General features: G+C 72.0%; 31 protein-coding genes. 17 read left to right on the top strand and 14 right to left on the bottom strand.

Annotated features, from left to right (window positions below; genetic code table 11):
- The first annotated feature begins 4 nt into the window (after window positions 1–4).
- The 3 genes from GA0070215_RS23145 (at window position 5) to serS (ending at window position 4,061) form a co-directional block, all read left to right on the top strand.
- A complete protein-coding gene (locus tag GA0070215_RS23145; protein WP_091049732.1) occupies window positions 5–1,180 on the top strand; it encodes a saccharopine dehydrogenase family protein in 1,176 nt (391 codons plus the stop codon).
- 31 nt (window positions 1,181–1,211) lie between these two features.
- Window positions 1,212–2,333 (top strand): DNA polymerase III subunit beta family protein, encoded by a 1,122-nt coding sequence (locus tag GA0070215_RS23140; protein WP_091049729.1) that lies wholly within the window; start codon window positions 1,212–1,214, stop codon window positions 2,331–2,333.
- Window positions 2,334–2,777: 444 nt separating this feature from the next.
- Window positions 2,778–4,061 carry a serine--tRNA ligase gene (gene serS, locus GA0070215_RS23135; protein WP_091049724.1) on the top strand — a complete coding sequence of 428 codons (1,284 nt, stop codon included), beginning with the start codon at window positions 2,778–2,780 and terminating at the stop codon, window positions 4,059–4,061.
- A gap of 67 nt (window positions 4,062–4,128) precedes the next feature.
- Here the strand turns inward: serS and GA0070215_RS23130 are convergent, their stop codons facing one another.
- From GA0070215_RS23130 to GA0070215_RS23120, 3 genes are read right to left on the bottom strand one after another with little or no spacing between them, the layout of a single operon-like run.
- Window positions 4,129–4,713: a TlpA family protein disulfide reductase gene (locus GA0070215_RS23130; protein ID WP_091049722.1), complete on the bottom strand. Its 585-nt coding sequence runs from the start codon at window positions 4,711–4,713 to the stop codon at window positions 4,129–4,131.
- Between the two features lie 16 nt (window positions 4,714–4,729).
- On the bottom strand, window positions 4,730–6,196 hold the full coding sequence (locus GA0070215_RS23125; RefSeq protein ID WP_091049720.1) for an NADH-quinone oxidoreductase subunit NuoF family protein: 1,467 nt from the start codon (window positions 6,194–6,196) through the stop codon (window positions 4,730–4,732).
- On the bottom strand, window positions 6,193–7,818 hold the full coding sequence (locus GA0070215_RS23120; protein WP_026268301.1) for a hypothetical protein: 1,626 nt from the start codon (window positions 7,816–7,818) through the stop codon (window positions 6,193–6,195). The genes GA0070215_RS23125 and GA0070215_RS23120 overlap by 4 nt, the downstream gene beginning before the upstream one ends.
- 291 nt (window positions 7,819–8,109) lie before the next feature.
- Here GA0070215_RS23120 and GA0070215_RS23115 point away from each other — a divergent pair, with 291 nt between their 5' ends.
- The 4 genes from GA0070215_RS23115 to GA0070215_RS23100 all read left to right on the top strand — a co-directional run bounded on the left by GA0070215_RS23115 (window position 8,110) and on the right by GA0070215_RS23100 (window position 11,268).
- A complete protein-coding gene (locus tag GA0070215_RS23115) occupies window positions 8,110–9,555 on the top strand; it encodes an alpha-amylase (RefSeq protein ID WP_091049717.1) in 1,446 nt (481 codons plus the stop codon).
- A 73-nt stretch (window positions 9,556–9,628) separates the two neighbouring features.
- A complete protein-coding gene (locus GA0070215_RS23110; protein ID WP_091049714.1) occupies window positions 9,629–10,519 on the top strand; it encodes a L,D-transpeptidase in 891 nt (296 codons plus the stop codon).
- A gap of 123 nt (window positions 10,520–10,642) precedes the next feature.
- Window positions 10,643–10,852, top strand: coding sequence for a type II toxin-antitoxin system VapB family antitoxin (locus tag GA0070215_RS23105; RefSeq protein WP_018787130.1), 210 nt, complete (start codon window positions 10,643–10,645; stop codon window positions 10,850–10,852).
- Window positions 10,849–11,268, top strand: coding sequence for a PIN domain nuclease (locus GA0070215_RS23100; protein ID WP_091049710.1), 420 nt, complete (start codon window positions 10,849–10,851; stop codon window positions 11,266–11,268). Before GA0070215_RS23105 ends, GA0070215_RS23100 begins: the two co-directional genes overlap by 4 nt.
- 68 nt (window positions 11,269–11,336) lie before the next feature.
- Here the strand turns inward: GA0070215_RS23100 and GA0070215_RS28535 are convergent, their stop codons facing one another.
- The 3 genes from GA0070215_RS28535 to GA0070215_RS23090 all read right to left on the bottom strand — a co-directional run bounded on the left by GA0070215_RS28535 (window position 11,337) and on the right by GA0070215_RS23090 (window position 12,117).
- Window positions 11,337–11,489 (bottom strand): hypothetical protein, encoded by a 153-nt coding sequence (locus tag GA0070215_RS28535; RefSeq protein ID WP_155945559.1) that lies wholly within the window; start codon window positions 11,487–11,489, stop codon window positions 11,337–11,339.
- 62 nt (window positions 11,490–11,551) lie between these two features.
- Window positions 11,552–11,806, bottom strand: coding sequence for a hypothetical protein (locus GA0070215_RS23095; RefSeq protein WP_091049706.1), 255 nt, complete (start codon window positions 11,804–11,806; stop codon window positions 11,552–11,554).
- Window positions 11,803–12,117 carry a DivIVA domain-containing protein gene (locus GA0070215_RS23090; protein WP_018787134.1) on the bottom strand — a complete coding sequence of 105 codons (315 nt, stop codon included), beginning with the start codon at window positions 12,115–12,117 and terminating at the stop codon, window positions 11,803–11,805. The genes GA0070215_RS23095 and GA0070215_RS23090 overlap by 4 nt, the downstream gene beginning before the upstream one ends.
- A gap of 268 nt (window positions 12,118–12,385) precedes the next feature.
- Between GA0070215_RS23090 and GA0070215_RS23085 the strand changes: the two genes are divergently transcribed.
- The 3 genes from GA0070215_RS23085 to GA0070215_RS23075 all read left to right on the top strand — a co-directional run bounded on the left by GA0070215_RS23085 (window position 12,386) and on the right by GA0070215_RS23075 (window position 13,955).
- The gene (locus GA0070215_RS23085; protein ID WP_091049703.1) at window positions 12,386–13,222 is read left to right on the top strand and encodes a helix-turn-helix domain-containing protein; all 837 of its coding nucleotides are present in this window, start codon (window positions 12,386–12,388) and stop codon (window positions 13,220–13,222) included.
- A gap of 13 nt (window positions 13,223–13,235) precedes the next feature.
- The gene (locus GA0070215_RS23080) at window positions 13,236–13,442 is read left to right on the top strand and encodes a DUF397 domain-containing protein (RefSeq protein WP_091049699.1); all 207 of its coding nucleotides are present in this window, start codon (window positions 13,236–13,238) and stop codon (window positions 13,440–13,442) included.
- Window positions 13,443–13,532: 90 nt separating this feature from the next.
- Entirely contained in the window at window positions 13,533–13,955 is a 423-nt protein-coding gene (locus GA0070215_RS23075) for a hypothetical protein (RefSeq protein WP_141708239.1), read from the top strand.
- Window positions 13,956–14,148: 193 nt separating this feature from the next.
- On the opposite strand, the gene GA0070215_RS23070 is transcribed toward GA0070215_RS23075, so the two are convergent.
- Window positions 14,149–14,418 (bottom strand): type II toxin-antitoxin system prevent-host-death family antitoxin, encoded by a 270-nt coding sequence (locus tag GA0070215_RS23070; protein WP_091049915.1) that lies wholly within the window; start codon window positions 14,416–14,418, stop codon window positions 14,149–14,151.
- A gap of 93 nt (window positions 14,419–14,511) precedes the next feature.
- Here GA0070215_RS23070 and GA0070215_RS23065 point away from each other — a divergent pair, with 93 nt between their 5' ends.
- Window positions 14,512–15,651: a site-2 protease family protein gene (locus tag GA0070215_RS23065; protein ID WP_091049690.1), complete on the top strand. Its 1,140-nt coding sequence runs from the start codon at window positions 14,512–14,514 to the stop codon at window positions 15,649–15,651.
- A 22-nt stretch (window positions 15,652–15,673) separates the two neighbouring features.
- Here GA0070215_RS23065 and GA0070215_RS23060 read toward each other — a convergent pair whose 3' ends face one another.
- A complete protein-coding gene (locus GA0070215_RS23060; RefSeq protein WP_091049912.1) occupies window positions 15,674–16,900 on the bottom strand; it encodes an FAD-binding protein in 1,227 nt (408 codons plus the stop codon).
- A 67-nt stretch (window positions 16,901–16,967) separates the two neighbouring features.
- On the opposite strand from GA0070215_RS23060, the gene GA0070215_RS23055 reads away from it, so the two are divergent.
- Window positions 16,968–17,318: a hypothetical protein gene (locus GA0070215_RS23055; RefSeq protein WP_091049686.1), complete on the top strand. Its 351-nt coding sequence runs from the start codon at window positions 16,968–16,970 to the stop codon at window positions 17,316–17,318.
- Window positions 17,319–17,374: 56 nt separating this feature from the next.
- Here GA0070215_RS23055 and GA0070215_RS23050 read toward each other — a convergent pair whose 3' ends face one another.
- The 3 genes from GA0070215_RS23050 to GA0070215_RS23040 all read right to left on the bottom strand — a co-directional run bounded on the left by GA0070215_RS23050 (window position 17,375) and on the right by GA0070215_RS23040 (window position 19,338).
- Window positions 17,375–18,304, bottom strand: coding sequence for an LLM class F420-dependent oxidoreductase (locus GA0070215_RS23050; RefSeq protein ID WP_091049683.1), 930 nt, complete (start codon window positions 18,302–18,304; stop codon window positions 17,375–17,377).
- Between the two features lie 330 nt (window positions 18,305–18,634).
- On the bottom strand, window positions 18,635–18,907 hold the full coding sequence (locus GA0070215_RS29280) for a hypothetical protein (RefSeq protein WP_244167104.1): 273 nt from the start codon (window positions 18,905–18,907) through the stop codon (window positions 18,635–18,637).
- Between the two features lie 47 nt (window positions 18,908–18,954).
- Window positions 18,955–19,338 (bottom strand): hypothetical protein, encoded by a 384-nt coding sequence (locus tag GA0070215_RS23040; RefSeq protein WP_018787143.1) that lies wholly within the window; start codon window positions 19,336–19,338, stop codon window positions 18,955–18,957.
- A gap of 83 nt (window positions 19,339–19,421) precedes the next feature.
- Here GA0070215_RS23040 and GA0070215_RS23035 point away from each other — a divergent pair, with 83 nt between their 5' ends.
- The gene (locus tag GA0070215_RS23035) at window positions 19,422–20,114 is read left to right on the top strand and encodes a hypothetical protein (RefSeq protein WP_377469278.1); all 693 of its coding nucleotides are present in this window, start codon (window positions 19,422–19,424) and stop codon (window positions 20,112–20,114) included.
- A gap of 74 nt (window positions 20,115–20,188) precedes the next feature.
- Here GA0070215_RS23035 and GA0070215_RS23030 read toward each other — a convergent pair whose 3' ends face one another.
- Both GA0070215_RS23030 and GA0070215_RS23025 read right to left on the bottom strand, forming a co-directional pair.
- Window positions 20,189–20,959, bottom strand: coding sequence for a GNAT family N-acetyltransferase (locus GA0070215_RS23030; protein ID WP_091049677.1), 771 nt, complete (start codon window positions 20,957–20,959; stop codon window positions 20,189–20,191).
- Window positions 20,960–21,456: 497 nt separating this feature from the next.
- The gene (locus GA0070215_RS23025) at window positions 21,457–21,897 is read right to left on the bottom strand and encodes a hypothetical protein (protein WP_231394823.1); all 441 of its coding nucleotides are present in this window, start codon (window positions 21,895–21,897) and stop codon (window positions 21,457–21,459) included.
- 73 nt (window positions 21,898–21,970) lie between these two features.
- Here GA0070215_RS23025 and GA0070215_RS23020 point away from each other — a divergent pair, with 73 nt between their 5' ends.
- A complete protein-coding gene (locus GA0070215_RS23020) occupies window positions 21,971–22,438 on the top strand; it encodes a hypothetical protein (RefSeq protein ID WP_244167103.1) in 468 nt (155 codons plus the stop codon).
- 269 nt (window positions 22,439–22,707) lie between these two features.
- Here GA0070215_RS23020 and GA0070215_RS23015 read toward each other — a convergent pair whose 3' ends face one another.
- Window positions 22,708–23,022, bottom strand: coding sequence for a hypothetical protein (locus GA0070215_RS23015; RefSeq protein ID WP_244167102.1), 315 nt, complete (start codon window positions 23,020–23,022; stop codon window positions 22,708–22,710).
- A 243-nt stretch (window positions 23,023–23,265) separates the two neighbouring features.
- Between GA0070215_RS23015 and GA0070215_RS23010 the strand changes: the two genes are divergently transcribed.
- The 3 genes from GA0070215_RS23010 to GA0070215_RS22995 all read left to right on the top strand — a co-directional run bounded on the left by GA0070215_RS23010 (window position 23,266) and on the right by GA0070215_RS22995 (window position 25,220).
- Entirely contained in the window at window positions 23,266–23,949 is a 684-nt protein-coding gene (locus GA0070215_RS23010; protein ID WP_091049665.1) for an HAD family hydrolase, read from the top strand.
- Window positions 23,950–24,684: 735 nt separating this feature from the next.
- A complete protein-coding gene (locus GA0070215_RS23000) occupies window positions 24,685–24,969 on the top strand; it encodes a type II toxin-antitoxin system Phd/YefM family antitoxin (protein WP_018787151.1) in 285 nt (94 codons plus the stop codon).
- Window positions 24,966–25,220, top strand: a complete 255-nt coding sequence (locus GA0070215_RS22995) for a Txe/YoeB family addiction module toxin (RefSeq protein WP_091046349.1) — start codon at window positions 24,966–24,968, stop codon at window positions 25,218–25,220. Before GA0070215_RS23000 ends, GA0070215_RS22995 begins: the two co-directional genes overlap by 4 nt.
- The last annotated feature ends 202 nt before the right edge of the window (window positions 25,221–25,422 follow it).

The raw sequence follows: 25,422 nt of genomic DNA, 5'->3' as shown, positions 1-25,422 counted from the left end.
GCTGATGCGCGCAGACCGTCCGTACGACCTCGTCCTGTTCGGCGCCACCGGCTTCACCGGCGGGCTGACCGCCGACTACCTGGCCCGGCACGCGCCGGACCGGCTTCGCTGGGCACTTGCCGGGCGCAACCCGGACAAGCTCGCAGCGGCGCGGGACCGGCTGGTCGCGATCGACCCGGCCCTGGCCGACCTGCCGCTGCTCACCGCCGACGTGACCGACCCGGCGTCGCTGCGCGCGGTGGCGGAGAGCGCCCGGGTGGTGGCCACGACGGTCGGCCCGTACGTGCACCACGGCGAGCCGCTGGTGGCCGCGTGCGCCGCGGCCGGCACCGACTACCTCGACATCACCGGCGAGCCGGAGTTCGTGGACCGGATGTACGTGCGGCACCACGCCGAGGCGGTGCGCACCGGGGCACGCCTGGTGCACGCCTGCGGCTTCGACTCGATCCCGCACGACCTGGGCGTCTGGTACACGGTCAAGCAACTGCCGGCCGACGCGCCGATCGCCGTCGACGGTTACGTGCGGGCCGGTGGCCGGTTCTCCGCCGGGACGTACCACTCGGCGCTCACCGCGTTCTCCCGTACCGGTGAGACGAGCCGGGCGGCGCGGGCCCGCCGGGCGATGGAGCCCGGACCGGACGGACGCCGGGTCCGCGCGGTGCCGGGCAGGGTCGGCCGGGTGCGCGAGTTCGACCAGTGGGCGGTGCCGCTGCCCACCATCGATCCGCAGGTGGTCCGCCGGTCCGCGGCGGCCCGCCCGGAGTACGGCCCGGACTTCCGCTACCGGCACTTCGCCGCGATGAAGCGGCTGCCGACGGTGCTGGTCGCCGGTGTCGGGCTGGCCGGTGTCATGGGGTTGGTGAAGGTGGCGCCGACGCGGCGCTGGCTGCTCGGTCGGCTCGCCTCCGGGCAGGGTCCGACCGCCGAGCAGCGGGCCAGGTCGTGGTTCCGGGTGCGGTTCGTGGGCACCGGCGGCGGGCAGCGGGTGGTGACCGAGGTGGCCGGCGGCGACCCGGGGTACGACGAGACGGCCAAGATGCTCGCCGAGTCGGCGCTCTGCCTGGCCTTCGACGACCTGCCGGAGACCGCCGGGCAGGTCACGCCGGTCGCGGCGATGGGTGACGCGCTGCTGGACCGGCTGGTACGCGCGGGCATCACGTTCCGCACACTGTCGGCGTGAGGTTGACCCTCGACCCGCTCGAGGTCACAGGATGGCGGCCGTGGAGAGCGAGCTTCGCAGCATCGGGGAACTGGCCCGGGTCAGCGGGTTGACGGTCAGCGCACTGCGGTTCTACGACCGTTCCGGCGTGCTGGCCCCGGCCCGGGTGGACCCGGTCACCGGCTACCGCTGGTACACCGAGGAGCAGGTGGACCCGGCCCGGCTGGTGGCCGGGCTGCGCCGGGTGGGGATGCCGCTGACCGGCATCGCCGAGGCGCTGCGGCACCGGCACCGGCCGGCCGAGGTGCACCGGCTGCTGGACGCGCATCTGCGCCGTCTGGAGGACGGCCTGGCCGACGCGCGTCGCGAACTCTCCCGGATCCGCAGCCTGATCGACCCGGAGGAGACCGTCGTGACCACCCGCCTCGTGCTGTCCCGCACCGACCTCGCCGCCGCCGTGGACGCCGTACGCTTCGCCGTCGGCGCCGACCCCGACCTGCCGGTGCTGTCCGGCGTGCTGCTGGAGGTCGCCGCGGACGGGGTGCACCTGTTCGCCACCGACCGGTTCCGGCTGGCCGTGGCCCGGGTCGCCGGCACCGTCGACGGTCCGCCGGTGAGCGCGCTGCTGCCGGTGGCGTCGGTCGACGAGGTGCGCGCGTTGCTGGATCTCGACGGCGCCGACGCCGCCGAGGTCGTCGTGGCCGCCGACCGGGTGACGGTCACGGCGGCGGGCCGCCCGGTGGTCGCCGTCCCGCTGCCGTACGACTTCCCCGACTTCCGGCGGCTGCTGCGGGCGCAGCTCGGCGACGTGCCCACGTACCGGATCCCGTTCGACGGCGCGGCGCTGCGCGCGGCGCTCACCGCCGACGGCGTCCCGGTCTGCCACCGGGCGCACGAGGGCGTCGAGCACGAGGTGGTCGCGCTCGGCCTGGACGGCCGGGGCGAGCTGCGCCTGGTCGACCCGAACGGGGTGGGCGACGGCGCGGGCGGCGTGGACGGCACGGGTGGCCCGGATGCGCTTCGGGTGGCGGTGAACCGTGAGTACCTGCTGGACGCGCTGGGGTCCGGCGACGGCCAGCACGTGCTGGAGCTGGACGGCCCGATCACCCCGCTGGCCGTGCGCCGGGCCGACGACGCGCACGCCTTCTCGGTCCTGATGCCGGTACGCCTCTGACCGACGCCGCGCGATCAGGTCCGCAGCGCGCCGGCCCCGGCACCGCACCGCGACAGGAATCGGTGACCATGAGTGACGGAACCGCCGCCCCCGGTCCTTCACCCCTTGCAGACTTTGCTCTGCAGCCATCCGCGCGACGCTGACGCTGCGTCGAACGCCGCGTCGGTGGCTGCAGAGCAAAGTCGCCGGAGGGACATGTCCGCCGGAGAGCGGATCCGAGAGATTGACCAGTTCAGCGAACTGACGAGCTGAGCCGGGGTGGCGCGGGCACCGGAGCAGCATCACGGAACGTGAGCAGAGCCGACCTGCGGCACCACCACCACGCACCGTCACCGGAAAGGGCCCCGCGGCGGCGGGCTGCGCGGGCCGGGCCGGAGCGGCGGGGGCGCGACGGTAGCATCTGGAGGTCCCACCTGACTGCCTGGACGGAGGCGTACGAGCAGCATGCTCGACATGGAGTTGATCCGGAAGGATCGCGAGGCGGTGGCGACCGCGCTGGCGAAGCGTCTGGATCCCGCCGAGGTCACCCGGGCGCTGGACGACATCCAGCGGCTCGACCAGGAACGGCGCGCCCTGATCACGGAGATCGACGCCGAGCGGCAGCGCCGCAAGGCCGAGGCGCGCGCGTACGCGGAGGCGAAACGGTCCGGCGGCACGCCGCAACCGGTCGCCCCGGAGGCCGAGCGCAAGCAGCTCGCGGAGCTGGAGTCCCAGCTCGACGAGGTGCAGTCCCGGCTCCGCTCGACGATGAGCGAGCTGCCGAACCTGCCCGCCGACGACGTGGTCGCCGGGGGCAAGGAGGCCAACCGGGTGGTGCGGACGTTCGGCGAGGCGCCGGCCATCGAGAAGGTACGCGACCACGTGGAGCTGAGCCGCGCGCTCGGCCTGGTCGACCACGAGCGGGGCGTGAAGCTCGGCGGCTCGGGCTTCTGGATGTACACCGGTCTGGGCGCCCGGCTGGAGTGGGCGCTGGTGAACTGGCTGATCGAGCAGAACATCCAGGCCGGTTACGAGTTCCTGCTGCCGCCGCACCTGCTGCTGGAGAGCGCCGGGTTCGCCGCCGGGCAGTTCCCGAAGTTCCACGACGACGTCTACCACATCGACAAGCAGTCGTCCTCGCGCGGCCAGTTCCTGCTGCCGACGGCCGAGACGGCGATCCTCGGTGCGTACCAGGACGAGATCCTGGAGACCCCGAAGCTGCCGTTGAAGGCGTTCGCGTACACGCCGTGCTACCGGCGCGAGGCGGCCGGTTCGCACTCCGACGAGCGCGGCACGGTGCGCGGCCACCAGTTCAACAAGGTGGAGATCTTCCAGTTCACGCTGCCGGACCAGGCGGGCGCGGCGCTGGAGGCGATGGTCGGGCACGTCGAGGGCCTGGTCGGCAAGCTCGGTCTGCACTTCCAGACCAGCCTGCTGGCCGCCGGTGACTCCAGCGCCTCGATGAAGAAGACGCTCGACGTCGAGGTGTGGATGCCGAGCACCGGCAAGTACAAGGAGGTGTCGTCGGTCTCCTGGGCCGGCGACTACCAGGCCCGCCGGGCGGCGATCCGCTACCGCGAGCCGGGCGCGAAGCAGACCCGCTTCGTGCACACGCTCAACGGCTCGGCGCTCGCCACCAGCCGCCTGTTCCCGGCCATCCTGGAGCAGCACCAGCAGCCCGACGGCTCGGTCGTGGTCCCGGAGGTCCTGCGCGACAAGCTCGGCACCGACCGCCTCACCCCGCGCTGACCCGCTCCCCCGTCACCGTCCCCGCCCCTCCTCGCGAGTGGGGCGGGGCGGCGCGGGCCACCCCCGGTCATCCCCGGGCCAGCGTCTCGACCTGCCGGGTCAGCGCCTCGCCGTCGAGGAATCCTCTGTGGACGACCCGTCCGGTGCGGTCCAGGACGATGAACGTGCTCTGCTCGGCCACCTCGAACCGGCGCCACAGCGCGCCCGTCCGGTCGTCGATCTGAGTCGTACCGCCCAGGTCGAACTCGGTGACGAACGACTTCATGGCCTTCTCCTCGCCGAGCCCGGCGACGCCGACGACGGCGACCGTCTCGCGGTAGGCCGGGGCGATCTCGGCCACCGTCCACGCCTGGCTGGCGCAGGTGGCGCACCAGGGTGCCCAGAACCAGAGCACCACCGGCCGCCCGGCGAGGGCGGCGGCGTCGAACGCCGTACCGTCGAGGGTCTTGCCGGTGAACGACAGCGCGGCCGGCACCGCGGCCGTCGACGCGGACGCCGGCCCGGACGGGGACGCGGCGGACGGGGACGCGACGGACGGGGACGCCGGGGCGACCGCTCCGGCCTGCGTCCCGGGCTCAGGTCCGGCGGCGCAGGCGGTCGCGGCGCCGAGGGCGAGCACTGCGGCGGCGGTCACACGAACGGCGGTACGCATCGGCGGCTCCTGGGTTCTACTCGGCCCGGACCAGGCGGAGCGCGAGTTCGGGACAGACCTTGACCGCCTTGAGCGCGCCCTCGCGCAGCCACGTCGGCACCGGGGTGGGCGGGAACGCGGGGTAGCCGTTGCCGTCGAGCCGGATGAAGTCCGGCACCACGTGCGCGCACAGCCCGTGGCCGTCGCAACGCGACCAGTCCAGGGTGAGCTTCTGCGGATTGGCGTCCGGCGCGCCGGGCAGGCCCATCGTGCCCTTGACCCGCTTGCCGCAGCCCTCGCCGGTGGCGTGCAGCCGCAGGTCGTCGGCGAACACCTCCATGGCGGACAGCGCGAACCGGGCGGTGCCGTCCGGGTGGCTGCACGCGCCGCGTCCCTTGACGTCGCCGGCCGCGGCCCGGACCAGTTCGACCGGGGCGCTGCCGGAGACCGCGAGGTCGACCGAGCGGGCCAGGTCGGGCAGGCCCATCTTGCACGGGCCGCACTGCCCGGCGGACTCGCCCGCGAGGTACCGCACGACCTGGGCGGCCTCGCCGAGCGGGCAGGTGTCGGCGCCGAGCGGCACGACGATGCCGGCGCCGAGCGCGCCGCCCACAGCGGTGAGTCCCTTGCGGGACACCTCGGCCCGCTCGGCGGCCGCCGCGGTGATCCACTTGCCGTGGTAGCCGCCCGTCAGGATGCCCGGGCCGGGCGGCACCTCGCACAGGTCGAGGACCTCGCGCAGCGGGGTGCCGGCGGCGCACTCCACCACTGCGGGGCGCTTCGCCGACCCGGTGACGGTGAGCAGCACGGTGCCCGGCTCGTCGTCGGTGCCGAGCGCGGCGTACTCGTACGGGCCGATCCGGGCCGCGACGGCGAGCTGGGCGTACGTCTCGGCGTTCGACAGCAACGTGGGCAGCCCGCCGACGCCGGAGTCGCTGGACCGCTTCTTCGTGCCGGGCGGGATGTGCGGCAGTCCGTTGATGCCGTTGACGAGCGCGCCGCCCTCACCGGAGATGAACCGGTGCGGGACCGTGACGATGGTGGTGGGCACCGGCATCTGCCGTTCCTGCAACGCCTCGGTCAGCGAGGGCCGGCCCACGTCGTCGTCGGCCACCCCGATCACGATCTCCTCGGCGTCGAGCGCGAACGCGGCGAGCGCGGCGCCGTCCAGGACGAGGTGCGGGGCGCGGGTGAGCAGCACCTTGTCCTTCCAGCTCGCCGGCTCCCCCTCGGAGGCGTTGACGACCACCACGGCGCCGAGGTCCTGCCGCGCGCAGGACTCCAGCACGGCGCGCAGCTTACGGGCGAACGGGAAGCCGGCGCCGCCCTTGCCCTTGAGGTCGATCGCCTCGGCGAGGCGCAGCAGCGCCGCCGGTTCCATCGGGCCGATCGGACCGTGCACCTCCTCGTGGGCCGGCAGGTCGAGCCGGCCGAACTCGGCGAACCCGGCGGTCAGGCGGGGCTCGCCGATGCAGGCGACCGGCGGGACCGTCGTGCGGGTCACCGGGCCTCACCCCGCAGCCCGGCCCAGTACGCGCCGTCGACCGCGTCCGCGTCGGCCCGCTTGCGACGGCTGGACCGGCTCTCCTTGCCCGCGCGCATCGCCCGGCGGGAGGCGAGGTCGACGAGCGTCGGGGTGTCGTCGACGAACGCCTCGTCGGCGGCGTAACGGGCCGGCGGACGCCAGTAGTCCGGCTCCTCCGGCACCTCCTCCTCGTCCCGGTAGCGCCGGCCGGACCCGCTGAGCGGTTCCGCCGACAGCGGGATGCCGGAGATCGGTTCACCGGAGGCCGGGCGGGTCTCCCAGCGGCGCGGGCTGTCCCACGGCTCCTCCGGCTCGTCGGTCGCGCGCGGCGGCGCGGAGTAGCGGGCCACCTCGGCCGTGGTGGCGTACCGGCCGCTGTCCGGGGGTGCGGAGTGGCGACCACCGGTGTCCGGCGGCGCCGAGTGCCGGCCGGCGCTCTCCGGCGACGCCGCGTGGCGGGCGACCAGGTCCTCGTCGTCGCGGGACCGGCGGCTCACCCGCTCCTCGGTCCGGGACCGGCGGGTGACGCGTTCCTCGTCGTCGCGGCGACGGCGGCGGGACCGTTCGCCGTCGGTCCGGCGGGCGGGCGCGTCCGGCTCGGTGTCGGTCCGGCGGGCCGGAGCGTCCGGCTCGGCGTCGCGCCGCCGGGCGGCGGCGACGCGGACCGGCTCGCGCAGCGACCCGGGTTCCGGCACCACGGGTACGGCGAACCGCTCCGGATCGCGCCGCCGGGCGGTGCCGGCCGGCGCGGTCCAGGTGGCGGTCGCCTCGGCCCAGCGGCCCCGGCCGGTGCCGCCGTCCTCCTTGTCGGCGGCCTTCTTGCGGGTGAGCGCGGCGAACACGCCGGTACGCTCCTCGCCCTTGCCGGCCATCGCCTTGTTGAGCGCGACCGCCTGGTGCTGCTCGCGGCTGCGCTTGCCGAGGTGGACCGAGACTCGGACCAGCAGCGCCATCACCACGAGCACCACGCAGGCGAGGTAGCTCAGCACCACCCAGGCGGCGGCCGGACGGCCGGCGTTGAGGCCGTGCACCAGCGCGAACGGCCAGGACACGTACGCCATCGAGTGCAGCGCGCGCCAGAACCACTTCGGACCGACCCCGGCGAACCGGACCCGGATCAGGCCGGTCCAGAGCACGCCCACCATCAGCAGCGCGGCGACGGTGCCCAGCCCGACGTAGAGACCGCTGCCGCTGAGGAACGGCACCACCGCGTCGGTGGGCCCGGCCCGGCCGATCGCGACCTTGGTGATGACGTGGAAGACCAGTCCGGCCACGCCGAGCACGCCGGTGGCGCGGTGCGCCGACTGCAGCAGTACGCGGTGCCGGATGAGCAGCACCAGGCGGTCGGTGGCGAGCAGGCCCAGCATCACGGTGATGCTGAGCGAGACCAGGGCGACCACCCCGGCGAAGAACTCGGTGAAGAAGAATCCGTACGAGTACATGACGCCGCCGGCGCCGGCCAGCTCCAACCCGGCCCACCCGAGGCCGAGCGCGGAGGCGGTCAGTGCCACCATCGCGGACTTCGACATCGTCCGGGCACCTCGGCTGGTGCTGGTGGTCCGGACGGTCGTCGCCTTCTCGTTCTGCTGTGCCCGGGCCATCTGCTCCTCGATCGTCTCGCGGCGGCGCCCCCACCGGCCGACCTTGCTCCCACCTCAGGTACGGAGGGACGGCGCGGACGGATCACCTCCGGTGGCGAATTTCTCGGCCGGATTCTCGAACCGTCGGGAGCGGACGCGCGTGTAGCACCTGACGCAACGACGGATGCCCATACGTTGACAGAGTTTGCAACAGGCTCGTAACCTTGCCGCAAAATTTCAGTCTGACTTGCAAGAAGTCGTCAGCTGACCACTCCCCCGCACCGCCACCGTCCCCCGACCCCAGGAGTACCGATGCTTCGACGTCGATGCCGATCGGCGCTTGTCGCCCTCGTCGCGTCCGCCGGCCTGCTCGTGCCCACCGTCGTCGCGGCTCCCCCGGCCGCCGCGGCGCCGTCCGGCACCAACAACGTCATCGCCAACCTCTTCGAGTGGAACTGGCCCTCGGTGGCCAGCGAGTGCACCAGCACGCTCGGCCCCAAGGGGTACGGCTACGTCCAGGTCTCCCCGCCCCAGGAGCACGTCCGGGGCAACCAGTGGTGGGTGGCCTACCAGCCGGTCAGCTACCGGATCGAGTCGCGTAAGGGCACCCGGGCGCAGTTCAGTTCCATGGTGAACACCTGCCACGCCGCCGGCGTGAAGGTCATCGTCGACACCGTGATCAACCACATGTCCGGCCAGGACGCGGGCGGCACAGGCTGGGCCGGCTCGTCGTACGGGCACTACAACTACCCCGGTATCTACCAGTCGCAGGACTTCCACTACTGCGGCCGCCCCGGCAACGAGATCAGTAACTACAACGACCGGTGGGAGGTGCAGAACTGCGAACTGGTCAACCTCTCCGACCTGAAGACCGAGTCGGACTACGTGCGGTCGCGGATCGCGGCGTACATGAACGACCTGCTCTCGCTCGGGGTGGACGGCTTCCGGCTGGACGCCAGCAAGCACATGCCGGCCGCCGACATCGCCGCCATCAAGAGCAAGCTCTCCCGCTCGGCGTACATCGTGCAGGAGGTCATCTACGGCGCGGGCGAGCCGATCGGCCCGGGTGAGTACACCGGTAACGGCGACGTGCACGAGTTCCGGTACGGCAAGGACCTGGCCCGGATGTTCAACAACGAGCGCCTGGCGTACCTGAAGAACTTCGGCGAGGCGTGGGGCTACCTGCCCAGCGGCACCGCTGCCGTGTTCGTCGACAACCACGACACCCAGCGCGACGTCAGCGGGGTGCTGACCTACCAGAACCGTGGCACCTACGCCCTGGCCAACGCCTTCATGCTGGCCTGGCCGTACGGCTCGAAGACGGTCCAGTCCAGCTACACCTTCAGCAACCGCGACGCCGGCCCGCCCTCGGACGCCAACAACAAGACCAGGAACACCACCTGCTACTCCGGCTGGGAGTGCGAGCACCGTTGGCAGGTCATCGCCAACATGGTCGGCTTCCACAACGCCACGAAGGGCGCCGCGGTCGCCAACTGGTACGACAACGGCTACCAGCACATCGCGTTCAGCCGTACCGGCAAGGGCTACCTGACGATCAACGACGAGGACGGCGCGGTGAACGGCCGGTCGTACTACACCGGGCTGCCGGCGGGCCGCTACTGCGACGTCATCCACGGCACGTTCAGCAACGGCTCGTGCAGCGGGCCGGTGATCACCGTGGACTCGGGCGGCTGGTTCGCCGCGAACGTCCCCGCCCACGACGCGATCGCCATCCACGTCGGCGCGAAGCTGAGCTGAGCCACCCGGGCCGCGAAACCCCCGTACCCGTAGTGGCGGGTACGGGGGCTTCCGGTCGGTTACAGTACGTTTCGTGCTGTTCGACCGGTTCGCCACGCGCCGGCCTCCCGGCTGGCTGATCGCCGCGCTCGCCGTACCGCTGCTGCTCGTCACCGCGCTGCTGGTGGGCCGCGCGCTCACCGCCACGCCCGCGCGCCAGACCGCGCCGCCCGCCGCCGCGCCCCCGGCCACGACCGCCGCACCGAGCCCGTCCCCGCAGGAGTCGGTGCCGCCCGCCGCGCCACCGCCGGACGACCTGCCGGTGGTCACCTACGACCCGGCACCGCGCGGCTTCCCGCCCGACCCGGACCCGGCCGACACCCGCCCGCTGAGCGAAGGGCTGCGCCCGAACCGGAACGTGGCCGCGTACGACGCACCCGGCGGCCGCCCGCTGGCCTTCCTCGCGCCGACCATCAGCGGCGTACGGCTGACAGTGCCGATCGTCGAACGCCGCTCCGGCTGGACGGCGGTGCTGCTGCCGTCGGCCAACCGCACCATCGCCTGGGTGCCGGCGGGCGGCTGGACCACAGTGGTGCTGCGCGACCAGATCCTGGTGGAGCGGCGCACCCACCGTCTCACCTGGAGCCGGGACGGGCGGGCGATGCGGTCCTGGCCGGTGAGCCTCGGCATGTCCGGCCAGCTCACCCCGCTCGGCCGCACCTTCGTGCTGGGCCGCACCCCGCCCCCGGAGGCCGTCTACGGCGGCGTCGACGTCTTCGCCCTCGGCGCGATCCCCGACGACCCGGACTCGGTGCCCCCCGGGCTGCGGGGAGCGCACATCGGACTGCACAGCTGGCACAACGACGACGCGCTCGGCAAGAACGTCACGAACGGCTGCATCCGGCTGACCCGCAGCGCCCAGCGCCTGCTGCTGGCCGAGGTGGAGCCGGGCACCGCCTTCGTGGTGGTCGACCGGCTCCCCTGACCGCCCCACCTCCGTCCGGGCGGCTCTAGTCCCGCCGACGCCCCACACCGCCGCAGGCGTATATCATGACGCCGAGAACTTGATATCATCACCTCGTCCGCCTGCTGGACGAGGAGGCATGCCATGTCCCGCACCATTCTCGACGTCGACGACGAACTCCTGGCCGAGGCCGCCGAGATCCTCGGCACCGGCACCAAGAGGGCCACCGTCAACGCCGCACTTCAGGCAGTGGTCAACCGGGAGAAACGACGGGAGTTCGCCGACTGGCTCAAGAGCGGCGGCCTACCGGACCTCACCGACCCGCAGCAGGCATCGAAGCCCGAAGCGGCATGACGCGGGAGCGCTACCTTCTCGACAAGTCTGCGCTGGCCAGGTGGCCGAAGCCCGCCGTGGCGCCGGTCCTAGACGAGTTGTCCGATCGCGGTCTGCTGGCGGTTTGCGGCGCCATTGAGATCGAGGTCGTACACAGCGCCCGCTCGGCCGAGGACGCGAAGCGCGCTCGATGGCTGCTCCGCGGCTTCGACTGGCTCGCCATGCCCGACGACGTTTGGGATCGTGCGATCGACGTCCAGGTGCAGGCGCTACACAAGGGCAACCACCGAGCGCTCTCGATGGCCGATCTGCTGATCGCCGCGACGGCCGAACGGCATGGCGTGACCGTTCTGCACTACGACGGTGACTTCGACCTGATCACTGCGATCACCGGCCAGCCGACGGCGTGGGTCGTCCCGGCCGGAAAGGCCGACTGACCGACTCCGGCCCTCGATGCCGGTTGGGGCCACCGGGAGCAGCGCCGAGGTGTCCAGGACAAGCCCGTTCACGCGCCGGCCGCCCTGTCGCCCCCGAACTGGCGTAGCCACTCCATGTTCCGGTCGTGCTGCTCGTCGGTGATCGGCGGCTGTTGTGCCAGCCTCCGGCGGGCCCGCTCGACGTCCTCGTCGGTCACCGCATAACCGACGTTTTCGGCCACGGCTCGTGCATACCCCGCTTCCGGTGCGGCACGCGGGCGTCTGGCCCTGCTCCGGCGCATGCTCATCGCGGCCGGAACCGCCGGGAGCACTCACCGTCGTGTCCTGGCCGGAGCAGACACCGCCGCCCACCGGCCAGCAACCGGTCGCAGAACACCCAGTGGCGGACGTTCTGGTCGTCCTCCGCCGAGACGGTGGTGCCGCCGGGCTCGGTCTGCGGCAGGACGTGGGTCCAGTGCGCCACCACCCGGGCCAGCCGCTGAGCGGAGAGCAGGTCGTTGACGACGACCGGCAGGTGGATCACCCATCGCTCGGTCACCTGTCGTATCCCCGTTCGTTGCGGGCCTGAGCCTGCTCCGACTGCCAGCGGCGCAGCGCGTTCTTGATCCGGTCGGTCTCCCGGCGGCTCTGGCCCAGCGCGTCGTAGACGGCGGCCAGGTCACCGGCGACGCGGTCGAGGAACTCCCGCACGTCCTGCGGGTCGAGCCCGCGCCGGCCCAGCGGGGTCGTCCGGAAGCTCCGCTCGCGCACCTGCCAGGGACGCAGCGGGTGGTAGGCCGACGAGCGGTAGCAGGTCGATCCGAGGACCGACCGCTGGCGACGCCTGATACGCCGGAGGAAGACGCGCATGACAGAACCTGCCTCTCACCGTCGAGATCGAACCGTGGAAGGGCGGGCCCGCCGGCCCGCCCCGCACTGGCGGACCCACCCCGGCACCTGCCACCGCAGCCTTCGACCAGCAGTACGTCAGCAGGGCACACCGCGTGGGCCAGGTCGACACCGGTGACCCAGGCGATCCGCCCACTCACTAATCGTGCAGCGAACGCGCCCTTTGCGCAACTCCCGATTCGGGAAAGTGTCATTGCGAAGCTCGTCCGGATCCGCCACACTGACCGGCATGACTGGAAGCCCGACCGTCCGACGTCGACGCCTGGCCGCCGCCCTGCGTCGCCTCCGTGAGCAGACCGGCATGACCGCCGACCAGGCCGCCAAGGAGGTGGGCATCTCGAAGTCGGCGATCAGCCGCATCGAGAACGCCCAGGTGTCAGTCATGCCGCCGGTCGCCCGTGGACTCCTTGAGCTGTACGGCGTGGAGGGCGACGAGGTGGACGCGCTCGTCCAGGTCGCCCGCGACGCCCGCAAGCGCGGCTGGTGGCAGGCGTACGACGACGTGCTGCCGGACTGGTTCGAGGTCTACGTCGGGCTGGAAGCCGAGGCGTCAGAGATCCGCGCGTTCGAGCCACAACTGATTCCGGGTCTACTCCAGACCGCCGACTACGCCCGCGCGGTCATCCGGGCCGAGCACCCGGACGCCCCGAGCGACGAGGTGGACCGGCGGGTGGAGTTGCGCATGCGCCGTCAAGACACCGAGACTCCGCCGAAGCTCTGGGTGGTGATGGACGAGGCAGCACTACGGCGGCCGGTCGGCGGTGCGGAGCTGTTCGCGGCGCAGTTGCGGCGGCTGGTCGAGGAGGCGGACCGACCCGGCCGCACCATCCAGATCCTGACCTTCGGCGCGGGCGAGTACGGGTCGATGGGCAGCGCCTTCAGCGTGCTGACCTTCCCCGAGCCGGCCGATCCGGGGGTCGTCTACGTCGAGACCCGTGCGGGTAGCCTCTATCTCGAAGGCCAACAGGTCAGGGAGTACAGCCGCGTCTTCGAGCATCTGGTCGCCACGGCGGCCGGCGCCCGCGAGTCGCGCGACTTGATCCTGGGGGCGATCGACGAGCTATGAGAGGACGGCGCGGGTGGAAGAGGCCAACCAGGCGACGGTGACCTGGCGCAAGAGCACCCGTAGCAACGGTTCCGGCAACTGCGTCGAGGTCGCCGACGGCCTGCCCGGCGTGGTCGGGCTACGCGACAGCAAGGACCCCGCCGGTCCGGCCCTCGCGTTCCAGCCGAGCAGTTGGGCCGCCTTCATCCGGGCCGTCAAAGACGAGACGCTGAGCCGCTGACCGGTTGCGCGCCGGCACTGGAGCGGCCGGGTCGGCGTGCTGACAGTGTGCTGCGCTTTTCCGGTGAACAACCCGGCTACCGTGCCCTCCATGAGCCCCTCGCACGAATTCAGCGTCGATGATGTCGACGCGGCGATCGACTTCGTGATCAGGAACGGCGCGGAGGATCGCGGGCAGACCGTCTCGTACTCTCGGGTGTTCGATGCGGCGGGCCTTCCCGCGCCGCAATACCTGCACATGGACGGCGACCCTCAGCGGGTCACCGAGTTCATGGAGGCGTTTCACAACCGTTGCAAGGAACGGCAGCTCCCTCCCCTGGACGCGCTCGTCGTGCACATCGCCGCCCGCCGCGCTGGCTTCCCGGGAGCGGGCTACTTCCGGATCAACGGCCTTGCCGACCCGCTCGCGGACCGCGCCAAGCCGGAGGCCGCGACGGCGAGCGTCCGGTTCTGGGAGGAGCAGCGGGAGACCTGCAAGCGATGGGGGGTCAAGAGCCGACGCGGCCATCTATGAGGCACATGCGGCGGTTCCGGTGCTCAGACGGCGACCGCAACCGCCCGACACGGAATCGACCACGATGGTCGGTCGATGCAACGATGCGCACTCAATAGGGTCGTGCGCTGCGCCTTCAGCTCGGTCACCGGCGGATTCGACGGCCGGCCCGCTCGGCCGCGTCGCCCGGCGAAGACCGGCTCAGGTGGCACGCTCACCGGCCGAGTTCGTCGCGCAGGTCGGCCAGCGGGACGGGGATTTCGCCGGCGTCGATACGGGCCAGAGCATCGCGGGCTGCCGAGACGTCCGCGGCGTCCTCGGCTCGCTCGATCGCTTCGGCAAGCTCGGCCGGGACGATGGCCGCCAGGCGCCGCCCCCGTCGGGTCACGTAGGTGATCCGCCCGGCGTAGTGGGCACGCGACACGACATCCGCGAGGCTGTCTCGGGCATCGGAGATCGGGAGTTCGGCGGCGGGCTCGCTCATACCCCGATCGTACAGCTCGTACGACTGGTACAAGTGAACATTGCCGCCTGCCGGCCCTGGTGTGCGGGTGGGTGCGCCGGGTATGACGGGAACATGAGGGCGAGTTTCCGGCTGGGCCGGATCGCGGGCGTACCAGTCGGCGTCAACTGGAGTGTCCTGGTCATCTTCGTGCTGATCGCGTGGGCGCTGTCGGCCAGCCTGTTCCCTTCCTCGTACCCCGGTCACTCCCCCGTCGCCTACGTCGCGGCCGGCCTGGCCGCCGCCGTGGTCTTCTTCCTCGGTCTGCTCGCCCACGAGGTGGCGCACGCGGTGGTCGCCAAGCGCAACGGCATCGAGGTCGAGGGCATCACGCTGTGGCTGTTCGGTGGCGTCGCCGAGCTGAAGGGCGAGGCGAGGAACCCGGGCGCCGAGCTGCGGATCGCCGGGGTCGGCCCGCTGGTCAGCCTGATCATCGGCGTGGTCTTCGCCGCGATCGCGGTGGCGGTCGCGGTGACGGCCGGGGACGGCCTGCTGCTCGGGGCGCTGTCCTGGCTGGCGGGCATCAACGTGCTGCTGGCGGTCTTCAACGTGCTCCCCGCCGCCCCGCTGGACGGCGGGCGGCTGCTGCGCGCGGCGGTCTGGAAGTTCACCGGCGACCGGACGAAGGCGTCGGTGGTGGCGGCCCGCGCGGGCTGGGTGCTCGGTGTCGTGCTGATCGGACTCGGGCTGTGGCGCTTCCTGAGCGGCGCCGGTTTCGGCGGGCTGTGGCTGGCGCTGATCGGCTGGTTCCTGCTCGGCGCGGCCGGCCAGGAGGAGCGCGCCGCCCGGATGGGCGACGCGCTGCGCGGCGTCCGGGTGGGCGACGTGATGACGCCGCAGCCGCAGACCGCGTCCGGCGACCTCACGGTGGCCGACTTCGTCGACCACTACCTGTTCGCGTACCGGCACTCGGCGCTGCCGCTCACCGACGCCGGCAGGCCGATCGGTCTGGTCACGCTTGATCGGGTACGCGGCATCACGGCGGACCGCCGCGCGTCGACCACGCTGGCCGAGGTGTCCTGCCGGGCCGACGAACTGGTGCTCGCCCGCCCGGAGGAGCAACTCACCGACCTGCTCCCCCGGCTCAACGAGTGCACCGACGGCCGGGCCCTCGTGGTGGTCGACGACCAGTTGGTCGGCATCGTCTCGCCCAGCGACATCAGCCGGGCGGTCCAGCGCGGCAGCCTGCGCCAGCAGATGCCGGCCGGGCGCTGAGCCAGTCCCGAAAAAAGCCGGCTCAGTCCCGGGGGAAGTAGCGGTCCAGCTCGGCGGTGCGAAACTTCCCCTTCGGGTCGAACTCGCGCAGCAGTGCGGCGAAGTCGGCGTGCCGGGGGTACGCGGCGGCGGGATCGCGCTCGAACAGCTTGCCCCAGTGCGGGCGCGGCGCGAACGGGGCGAGCCGCTCCTCCACCTCGGCCAGCACCGGCGCGACAGCCACCGGGTCACCGATCCAGGTGAAGTGCAGCGCCAGCGATTCGCGCCGGAAGTTCGGGCTGAGCCACAGCTCGTCGGCGGCGACCGTACGCAGCTCGCAGATCTGGAGCACGGCGGCGATGCGGTCGGCGACCGGATCGAGCGCGGCGAGCGCCGCCGACGCGTCGCCGCGGGCCACGTGCCACTCGGACTGCAACTCGTCACCGCTGCTGGGGGTGAAGCCGAGCCGGAAGTGCGGCAGCCGCTCGTGCCACGGCCCCGGCTCGCCGAGCTGCGCGGTGCAGTGCTCCGGTGACATGCCGGGCACCGGGTGCCGGGGCGAGTCGGCGGCCACCGTGTCCAGCCAGTCGGCGGGCGGCGGCGCCTCGTCGGCGTACTGCTTCAGCCACACCTGGTCGAAGCGCTCCGACCGCCACGAGGTGAAGACGCTGACGCTGTACGCGGCGTCGAGCGCCTCGTCCAGCGCCGCGCGGGGCAGACCGAGACGGACGTACTGCCGGATCTCGTACGTGGGCACCACGTCGAGCGTGAGCCGGGTGACCACGCCCAGCGCGCCCAGGTTGACCACCAGCCCGGCGAACCGCCCGTCGCTGCGGTCGACGGTGATCAGGTCGCCGTCGGCGGTGACCAGTTCCAGCGCGGCGACGGCGGCGGCGAGGTTGCGGTTCCGCGCGCCGGAGCCGTGGGTGGCGGTGGCGACCGAGCCGGCCACCGAGATGTGCGGCAGCGAGGCGAGGTTCGCCAGCGCGTACCCCTGGGCCTGGAGCGCGGTGGCCAGGTCGCCGTAGCGCAGACCGGCCGCGACGGTGACTGTGCCGCGGTCCGGGTCGAGCGCGACAGCGGGCGGCAGGCCGTCCAGCGCGACCTGTCTGCCGGTGGTGTCGCCGAGCCGGTTGAACGAGTGGCCGGTGCCGACGGCCCGGACCAGGTCGGTCTCCGCGACCAGCCGGCGCAGCTCGTCGGCCGAGGTCGGCCGCGATCGGGTACGCGCCGACCAGCTCACGTTTCCGGCCCAGTTGGTGTGAGTCATGCGCTGCATCATGCGCCATCATGCGCCGGCAGGGTTGCCCCGGCCACTCGGCGGGAATCCTGGCGGGATGAGCAGCTACCGCGACCCGAGCCTCCGCGGCGACGTGTACCCGTCGGAGGAGGAGATCGACCCGACCGGCGTGGGGCCCGTCGCCACCGCGCCGGTGCCGGGGCCCACGCCGGAGCCCGAGCCGGACCCGGTGCCCCACCCGGGGCCGCCGCCCCGCCAGGCGTCCGGCCGGTCGATAGTGACCCGGCACCTGGACGGTTCCGTCGAGGTGGTGACCGACCTGGACGGCGACGGTGTGGCCGACGTGGTGCAGGTCGACCTGGACGGCGACGGTGTGCCTGACGTGACGTACCTGGACAGCGACCGCGACGGTCGCCTCGACACCGTCCGCCGCGCAACCCCACGCTGACGCCCCGCCGCTACCGTTCCATACCAAGATCTCGCCGGACGGCGGGCGGCGGCGGGTCAGACCTGGGGCATCACCTCGGCGGCCACCAGCTCCACGTGGTCCAGGTCGGTAAGGTCGAGCACCTGGAGGTAGGCGCGCGAGCTGCCGGCCTCGGCGTACCGGCCGAGCGTGTCGACCACCTCGGCGGGCGTGCCGGCGGCGCCGTTGGCGCGCAGCTCGGCCGGGTCACGGCCGATCGCCTCGGCACGGCGCCTCACCTCGGCCTCGTTGCGTCCGCAGCAGAGCACGAGCGCGTTGGACCAGGTCATCGTGGACGGGTCACGGCCGATCCCGGCGCAGGCGTCCCGCACCCGCCCGAACTGCGCGACGGTGTCCTCGACGGAGGCGAACGGCAGGTTGAACTCGTCGGCGTACCGGGCGGCCAGGCGGGGCGTGCGCTTCGGGCCCATGCCGCCGAGCAGGATCGGCGGGCGGGGGCGCTGCACCGGCTTGGGCAGCGCCGGTGAGTCGCTGACCGGGTAGTACGTGCCGGAAAAGTCGAACGTGGAGCCCTCCGGGGTCGACCAGAGCCCGGTGATGACCGCGAGCTGCTCCTCCAGCCGGTCGAACCGCTCCCCCAGCGGCGGGAACGGGATGCCGTACGCGGTGTGCTCCTCGGCGTACCAGCCGGTGCCGATGCCCAGCTCGACCCGGCCGCCGCTCATCTGGTCGACCTGCGCCACGGTGATCGCCAACGGGCCGGGCAGCCGGAACGTGGCGGCGCTCATCAGCGTGCCGAGCCGGATCCGGGTGGTGTCGCGGGCGAGCCCGGCGAGCGTGGTCCAGGCGTCGGTCGGGCCGGGATCTCCGCTCCCCGAACCCATCTTCAGGTAGTGGTCGGAGCGGAAGAACGCGGCGAAGCCGGTCTCCTCCGCGCGGCGGGCCACGGCAAGGAGCTGGTCGTATGTGGCCCCCTGCTGGGGCTCGGTGAAGATCCGCAGTTCCATCCCCCGAGCATATGGAGCCGGCCGTGCCGGGGCAGCGCGACCTGTCATCACCTGCCAGGCGGATGACCGCTGAGGCATATCGCAGCCGCATGCTCGACCGGCTGCGCCGGGCGGAGAGCAGCGTGGGCGAGCTGGTGGACGCGCTGGGCACGACCCGCCGCCCTATGCGTCGAGGTGGTCGGCGGGCGCGGTCTGCAGCAGCCAGGCGAGCGGCATCCGGGCGTGCTCGGTGTACCGGCCGAGCCGGGCGAGACGATCTCGACCACCAGCACCATGTCGGCCACGGCGGACCAGACGCGCCGGCTGGGCGGCTTCCGCCACACCGTGATGTCAGGGATCCGGCCACCGTCGCCGCTGGGCCCCGGCACCCGCACCCCGACGGCCTGGAGCACCTGCTCGGCAGGGCCAACCAGCCATGATCAGCCAGGCGAAGATCCGGCTCGCGATGATGGCGTGCTCCGAGTCGGGCGGCGGCATGACCGACAGAACCCTCTCGGGGCTGGTCTCGTAGCGGTGGCCGTTCGGGTCGGCGGCATTCATCGTCGCCACGTCGTCGAGCGTCACGACGGCGGGCATGTGCATGCCGACCGCCTCAGCGCTCATGAGGTCATCCTATGGCAGCAGCCGGCGTTGCCGCGCCATCCGACTCGTCACCCCGTCCGGCGGCGCAGCCAGCCCGCGGCGCCCCCGACGAGCGTCGTACCGATGGTCGTGCCGATCGCCACCAGCGCCGCCCCCACCGCCCACAGGCCGCTGTCGTCGGTCGACGCCGCGTGCACCGCCCACGGCACGGTGAACGCCACAGTCATCACGATCGCCACCAGCCAGATGTTCAACCACCAGCCGGCGACCGCGGCGAGCGCACCCAGGGTCAGCACCGCGGCGGCGACCTGCCAGACCGCGTACGGCCCGCTCGTCGCGCCGGTCTCCGGGTCCACGGTCCAGCCGGCCTCCCAGCTCAGCCAGGCCGCCCAGGCACCGGCTGTGGCCAGCGCCAGGAGCAGACCGCCGAGCAGCGTACGTCTCGTCGTCACACCGGAAATCCTTCCCGGCGGCAGCGGTTGGATGCCTGAGCATCCGTACTCGATTTCCGGCCCGGGGTGGCAAGATCGTGGGCGTGACGAGTGTGTCCCGCCCGCTGCCGCGGCTGGTGCCGGCGGAGGCGTTAGCGGACGTCCCCGCGGACCGGCTCCTGGCGGTGCTGGAGGCGGTCACGATGGTCCTCACGCTTCCCCACCACGCCGCCGGGCGGGTGGACGCGCTCGTGGTGCCCACCGGCCAGGGCGAGGACTGGCGGCTCACCGACGCGATCGGCGTCTGGGAGAGCGGCCCGGCACTGCGGCACCTGCTGGTGGCCAACACCGATCCCGCCGAGCGGACCTACCGCCCGCTCACGCTCGACCGGCTGCGCGGTCTCGGCCTGCGCCGGACCGACGGGGTCGTGCTCCAGACCGAGCCGATCACCGGAACCGGCCGGCAGGCCGCGTGGATCGTGGAGCGGGTGCGAGCGCTGGGCATCGGCAGCGCCGCGCTCGTCGTCTCGCCGTACCACCTGGTCCGGGTCTACCTCACCGTGCTGCGGGCCTGCGACGACGCCGGTGTGCGGCTCCCGATGGTCCCGCTGCCCGTAGCCGTCGCACCGGACGCCCCGGTGCCGGAGACCGGCGCGGCCGGGTACGACCTGGTGGCCGGCGAGGTCAGCCGGCTGCTGCGCTATCCCGGCCAGGGTTGGATCGCCACCCCCGAACGCCTGCGCGACTACCTGCGCTGGCTCTGGGCCGAGCACCGCCCGCTGCTCACCGGCGCGTGAGCTGGTACGCGTACGGGATCTCAGCGGAACGGCACGGCGACCGCGAACGGCGCAACGCCGCAGGTCGGGGCGGCCTAAGCGGCGGGGATCCGGACCGTGAGCACCCGGGTGAGGACGCGGAAGCCGGCCGCGTCGTACATGCGGCGGGCCGGGTTGCCGTCGGCCACCGACAGGCCGACGGACGGCAGGCCGACCTCCCGCGCGCCGCGCAACGCGTGGACGAGCAACGCGCGGCCGAACCCACGGCGCTGCGCGCGGGGCGCGACGCCCAGGTTGAGGATCCAGACGCAGTCGTCGTCGGTCCACGGCACCGGCCCGGCGCACAGCACGTGCCCGGCGCTGCGGCCGTCCCTGTCGACCAGCCGGGCCGACGCCGGCACCAGGGGCGGGACCGGCTCGCCGGTGTCGAACATCCCCCGTACCTCGTCGGTGTCACCGGGCTGCCAGCGGCCGTCCGGGTGGTCCGGGCCGTACGCCGCGTCCAGCCCTGCGGCGAGGTCGTCGTCCCAGCCGGGGGCGCCGAGCGACCAGCCGTCCGGCAGCACCACCGGTTCCGGTACGTCGGTCAGGTCGTGCCGCATGTCCGTGGCGGCCCGGTCCAGCTTCAGGCCGTCGGCCACCAGCGCCGCCGCCAGCGCCTCGTCCGGCGTCTCCAGCCGGTGCCCGGCGAGGTCACGCCGCACCTGGACGACGAGCCGGGTGAGCGGTGCCTCGGGCAGCGGCCGAACCTCGGCCGCGACCGCCGTGCCGTCGTCGTCCCGCAGCCGCATCCGGGCCAGCGGGGTGTCGTCGTCGCCGAGCAGCAGGACATCGGCGGGGTCTTCGGCGTGGGGGCGTACCGGCATTCGCGGCAGCGTACCGGGCGCGCCCCGGTCCCGCGTCCCGGTTTCGCTTCCCGTCCATCGTGGAGTTGTGGCGTCCGTATCGCCCCGTTCGGGGGCATTCGTTCACCGCCACGACGCCGAGGTCGACGAGCACACTTGCGGGCCGTGGGACCTATGGTCGGAGGGTGGACAGGATCGATCGGGGCGGGCGGACGATCGCCGCCACTCCGGCGGCAGACGGCCGTGTTCCAGGCTGACGACCCGGCGTACGCGGGCACCATGACCATGACCTGGCTCGACGACCGGTCGGGTCGGCAACGCGACGGCACGGCTGATGCGCCAGCGCACCCTCGTCGACTTCGCCACCGCCTGGATGGCCACGAACGGCGCGCACTGACCGCGCCCGCGCGGGGCTCTTCGTCGTCTTGGAGTTGTGGCGCCTCGAATGTCCTGCCCGCGGCTTCTGCGAGGCACACAACTTCAAGATCAATCCTGCGAGGGCGATGGACGTGGGGCGTTCAGTCCGGCGGCTCGGGGGCGAAGGGGTTACGGCGGGGCTGGCGTAGTTCCCACTCCGCCGGGCAGAGGTGGGTCCACGCGGCTCCCGTCACCGATCTGCGATCGGGCAGCTCGTCACCCCAGGCCGGCAGGCGGTTCTCGACCTGCCGGACATAGCGCTCGTAGACGACCAGCTCGCGGTACTCCGGATCGTGCCGCCAGAGCGCGTACGGCTGCTCGCGCAACCAGTCACACGCCGCGTCGCCCTCGGCGACCAGGTCAGTGCTGGGCGGCAGCACCGCCAGCGGCCGGTCGTTCCGCCGGTCGCCGTACTGCTTCAGGTGCGCCAGGTATCCGCTCTCGCTCCGCGGGTGGGCCACGTGGACGCCGACGACCGTCACCGGGACGGCGAGCAACGCGGTCACGGCCAGTGCCGACATCACCCAGAGGCGTCTGTTCACGCGGCAACCATAGGTCGCCGCGCATCTCTCCGCCGCCCCCTGGCAGCGGCGAGCCCCGCCTACGATCCTGCGCATGAACTCGCCGCGCCTGCGCCTCCTCTGCTGCCTCGCAGTGCCGCTCCTGGCAGCCTGCGGCACCGGACCATCGGAGGTGGCGGCAGCGCCGCCGACGTACACCTGTTGTGAGGCCCTGGACGTCGACCGGCCGTACCAGCCGGGCCAGACCCTGACCGTCCACTGGACGGTCGAATTCCCGGACGAGCCGAGTTCCACCTCGCCGCAGGTCGAGTTGGCCGCACGGCTGACGGGTCCGTACGGCACGGTGGACGACCTCAAGGCCGCTTCGACGGTTCCGGGACTGGTCACCTTCGAAGCCGCGCCGGTGCGGCCGGTCGGCGCACCCGGCGAACGCCCCGTCAGCACGATCGCGATCGGTGCCGATGCCGAGCCGGGCTTCTACGACCTGACCACCTCAGTGATCGGCGACGGAAACACCACGACCAGTGGCAGCAGCATCGTCCAGGTCACGCCGAAAGTCTGATCGCCGGGAACGTGCTGGCGACCGGGAACCATCGGCGTGATCAGGTTGCGAGACGAGGCAGAGGTAGACGACCGCCTTCTCAGGGCCGAGCGGCGAGCGTTCGACCGTGGGCACCTTCCCGCCGAACTCGCGGAGACGGCACCCGCAGCATCGCCGCTGGCAGGGAAAGCAACAGCTCGCCGTACGGGCTGATGCCGCGGCGTTCGGGGCCGTCATCGGCAAGTTCTTGCCGGATCGATCGCAGGCCGCACGCCGACGGATCCCGTCGCTCAACGGCCTTCAGGAGCGGGGATCTCTCGCGGCGGTCCCGGCTCCGCCCGGCACCAACCGCCTCGGAACTCGACTCCCGGGACGTTCTCGATGAGGCGGCTGATGTCCGCTACCGCCCCGAGCGAGTCAGCGATGCTGCCGCGCAGCTCTCCGGCCGCCGATTCGAAGTCGTCGTCTTCCGCAGACCAGTCGACATCTGCATCTCGCAGTTCGTCGACAGCGTGATCGGCAAGAGCCTCGGCATCGGTCACCAGGACGTCGACCCTGCAGTACAGGTGCAGAGCAAGCGGCGCCGCCACATGAGCGTTCTCCATCCGGCAAGCATGCCCGGCCGGTCCAGCCGGCTGATGGCCGCCACCGCGCCCGCCGTGTACCGTCACGCTTCCGCAAGATCGCGAAATGGGATACGACGTGACGGTACGACGGCTCGGACTCTGCGGTTGCTGCGACGCTGCTCACCGCCTCGGCGTGTGGTCGACCCCCCGGCCCTCGGGAACCCGCGGTCCTCGACGACCCCCGCGGCGCCACCCATCGAATTATCTATCTAGGGTGATGCGATGACCGCCAGGCCCGTGACGACGGTACTGTTCGACTTCGCTTGGACTCTGTTCGCCCGGAACTCGGAGCGCTGGGTGGGCAACGCGGCGGCATCGATCGGCCGGACACTGACTGCCGGCGAGGCGCACCGCATTGCTCGCGACTTCGCGGAACTGTTGCGGAAGACGGCCACGGATCCGGCTCACATCGCCCGAGATCTGGATCCGCGAGTCTGGGATCGGGCGATCCTCACCGTGTTGGAGCAGATCCCGGGGGTGGACCAGCGGCTGGCATCGATCTTGCACGAGACACACGCCGAAGCGATCGAGCCGTACGCCGACACCGTCGCCACCCTGTCCGCATTGCGTGACAGCGGTGTTCGCATCGGCGTCGTCAGCAACGTCGGCTGGGACATCCGCGAATGTTTTGCGCGGCACGGACTCGACGGCTATGTCGACGCGTTCGTACTGTCCTACGAGGTCGGCTTCGTCAAACCGGACCCTCGGTTCTGGGGCACCGCCCTCGACGCCCTCCATGCCGTACCGGGCCAGACCCTGATGGTCGGTGATCATCCCACCGGCGACGGCGGATCGGTTTCCGCCGGCATACCAGCGCTGATCCTGCCGATGGTGAATTCACCCGCCCAGAACCGCGGCTTCGAGTACGTGCTCAGGCTTGCCCAGGTTGCGTCCGGACAGGTCTGATGTCCGAAGGACAGTACCTGTTTGCCTGGCCAGGAGCCGAACCTGCGGCCTTGGGATCCCAAAGGAGATCACGGATGGCTGATCAGGTGGCCGCGCACATGGTCAGCCCGTCTGTCGTTGTCGGGTGTTGTCGGCGTCAGCCGGTGGTCTTGGCTGTACGACCGGCTGTACAGCACAACCGTCACAGGCTGTCCGAACCGATGCGGCTACCAGTACGTCAGGCGGAACACGTCTCGGGCAACCAGGCCGCCCGGCGGCCGCAACGGGTCGTAGCCGTCACCGAAATACCCCGCTCGCTGATGAGCACGGAGAACGAGACTATGGCCGACTAACACCAGGATGACGCCAACGGCAGCCATCGTCGCCGCCCCCTGTGGGGACATCAGCCGCACCCCCGCCGCCCGGAACGGCCACGGAAAAACAGCCAAGACGATCGCCAAACGGCAGATCCAGATTCCCGTGCGGTAGGGAGAAGCCGTGGGTCGGACTCGCGGGCCTGACGCCTCGGTGCGGACCGAGAGCGTCGGACCGGACCTCGACGCGATCAGCCCGGGTCGCCACCAACGCGATGAACAGGAAAAACCCACCTCGCCACGATCACCGGTGATCCGCTGCCGCTACGCCCGCGCCGCTCCTGAGCCTGATCGACAGTTCAGGGCCAGACGTCGGACCATGTGACGAGGAGCCTCGGCAGACTTGTACAATTTGTTGTACGTAACGTTTGGAGGCGGCAGCATGCGCACCGTTCCCTACTCAGAGGTCCGGCAGAACCTGGCCAAGATGCTCGACCATGTCGTGGACGACGCCGAGGAAGTGGTGGTCACCCGTTCCGGCCGGGAGGCCGCGGTCATCATCTCGCTGCGCGAGTACGAGTCGTTGAAGGAGACGGCCTACCTGATGGCCAGCCCCGCCAACGCCCGCCGTCTGAATGAAGCCGTCGAAGAGCTGCGTAACGGGGGTGGGGAGATGCACGACCTGATCGACCCCGACGCCAGTTCAGGCGAGGCATCGGCAGCGTGAAGGTCCAGTTCGCCGGCCGAGGCTGGGAAGACTATCTGACCTGGCAACGAGATCGCCAGATGCTCAAACGAGTGAACGCCTTGATCGAGGACATCCGACGCAACGGCCACCAGGGCATCGGCAAACCGGAGCAGCTCCGCGGAAACTGGGCGGGATTCTGGTCGAGACGCATCGACCAGGAACACCGCCTCGTATACCGGATCATGGACGACACAGTGCAGGTCGCCCAGTGCCGCTACCACTACGAATGAGGTAGAGGACCACGCCCTCCGCCGAGGGACACGGCCCTGCGGCGGCTGCGTGCCGTCGTCATGCGACTTGCCGTACGACAACATCCCGGCCCGTCCAGCACCGCGCCACCGTGGTCAGCCACAGTCCGCGTCGAGAAGCCGAGCCGAGCGTCACCACGCGGCGCGGGCACCGGTTCCCATGAAAGATCAACAAGGTGGGCCG

Origin of the sequence: Micromonospora marina, from assembly GCF_900091565.1 — a bacterium.
Taxonomy (GTDB): Bacteria; Actinomycetota; Actinomycetes; order Mycobacteriales; family Micromonosporaceae; genus Micromonospora; species Micromonospora marina.
Note: the sequence above shows the minus strand (reverse complement) of the source record. Positions and strands in the feature narration are given on the sequence as shown.

What these genes read in the sequence shown, in the direction of transcription:
- GA0070215_RS23070 (WP_091049915.1), bottom strand. Translation starts at nt 14,418, where the DNA reads ATGAGCGAGCCCGCCGCCGAACTCCCGATCTCCGATGCCCGAGACAGC.
- GA0070215_RS23120 (WP_026268301.1), bottom strand. Translation starts at nt 7,818, where the DNA reads ATGGCCCGGGCACAGCAGAACGAGAAGGCGACGACCGTCCGGACCACC.
- GA0070215_RS23140 (WP_091049729.1), top strand. Translation starts at nt 1,212, where the DNA reads ATGGCGGCCGTGGAGAGCGAGCTTCGCAGCATCGGGGAACTGGCCCGG.
- GA0070215_RS29280 (WP_244167104.1), bottom strand. Translation starts at nt 18,907, where the DNA reads ATGAGCGCTGAGGCGGTCGGCATGCACATGCCCGCCGTCGTGACGCTC.
- GA0070215_RS23075 (WP_141708239.1), top strand. Translation starts at nt 13,533, where the DNA reads ATGAGCCCCTCGCACGAATTCAGCGTCGATGATGTCGACGCGGCGATC.
- GA0070215_RS23105 (WP_018787130.1), top strand. Translation starts at nt 10,643, where the DNA reads ATGTCCCGCACCATTCTCGACGTCGACGACGAACTCCTGGCCGAGGCC.
- GA0070215_RS23065 (WP_091049690.1), top strand. Translation starts at nt 14,512, where the DNA reads ATGAGGGCGAGTTTCCGGCTGGGCCGGATCGCGGGCGTACCAGTCGGC.
- GA0070215_RS23000 (WP_018787151.1), top strand. Translation starts at nt 24,685, where the DNA reads ATGCGCACCGTTCCCTACTCAGAGGTCCGGCAGAACCTGGCCAAGATG.
- GA0070215_RS23100 (WP_091049710.1), top strand. Translation starts at nt 10,849, where the DNA reads ATGACGCGGGAGCGCTACCTTCTCGACAAGTCTGCGCTGGCCAGGTGG.
- GA0070215_RS23085 (WP_091049703.1), top strand. Translation starts at nt 12,386, where the DNA reads ATGACTGGAAGCCCGACCGTCCGACGTCGACGCCTGGCCGCCGCCCTG.
- GA0070215_RS23020 (WP_244167103.1), top strand. Translation starts at nt 21,971, where the DNA reads ATGAACTCGCCGCGCCTGCGCCTCCTCTGCTGCCTCGCAGTGCCGCTC.
- serS (WP_091049724.1), top strand. Translation starts at nt 2,778, where the DNA reads ATGCTCGACATGGAGTTGATCCGGAAGGATCGCGAGGCGGTGGCGACC.
- GA0070215_RS23055 (WP_091049686.1), top strand. Translation starts at nt 16,968, where the DNA reads ATGAGCAGCTACCGCGACCCGAGCCTCCGCGGCGACGTGTACCCGTCG.
- GA0070215_RS23060 (WP_091049912.1), bottom strand. Translation starts at nt 16,900, where the DNA reads ATGACTCACACCAACTGGGCCGGAAACGTGAGCTGGTCGGCGCGTACC.
- GA0070215_RS23130 (WP_091049722.1), bottom strand. Translation starts at nt 4,713, where the DNA reads ATGCGTACCGCCGTTCGTGTGACCGCCGCCGCAGTGCTCGCCCTCGGC.
- GA0070215_RS23010 (WP_091049665.1), top strand. Translation starts at nt 23,266, where the DNA reads ATGACCGCCAGGCCCGTGACGACGGTACTGTTCGACTTCGCTTGGACT.
- GA0070215_RS23015 (WP_244167102.1), bottom strand. Translation starts at nt 23,022, where the DNA reads ATGGAGAACGCTCATGTGGCGGCGCCGCTTGCTCTGCACCTGTACTGC.
- GA0070215_RS23090 (WP_018787134.1), bottom strand. Translation starts at nt 12,117, where the DNA reads ATGCGCGTCTTCCTCCGGCGTATCAGGCGTCGCCAGCGGTCGGTCCTC.
- GA0070215_RS23115 (WP_091049717.1), top strand. Translation starts at nt 8,110, where the DNA reads ATGCTTCGACGTCGATGCCGATCGGCGCTTGTCGCCCTCGTCGCGTCC.
- GA0070215_RS23145 (WP_091049732.1), top strand. Translation starts at nt 5, where the DNA reads ATGCGCGCAGACCGTCCGTACGACCTCGTCCTGTTCGGCGCCACCGGC.
- GA0070215_RS23030 (WP_091049677.1), bottom strand. Translation starts at nt 20,959, where the DNA reads ATGCCGGTACGCCCCCACGCCGAAGACCCCGCCGATGTCCTGCTGCTC.
- GA0070215_RS23050 (WP_091049683.1), bottom strand. Translation starts at nt 18,304, where the DNA reads ATGGAACTGCGGATCTTCACCGAGCCCCAGCAGGGGGCCACATACGAC.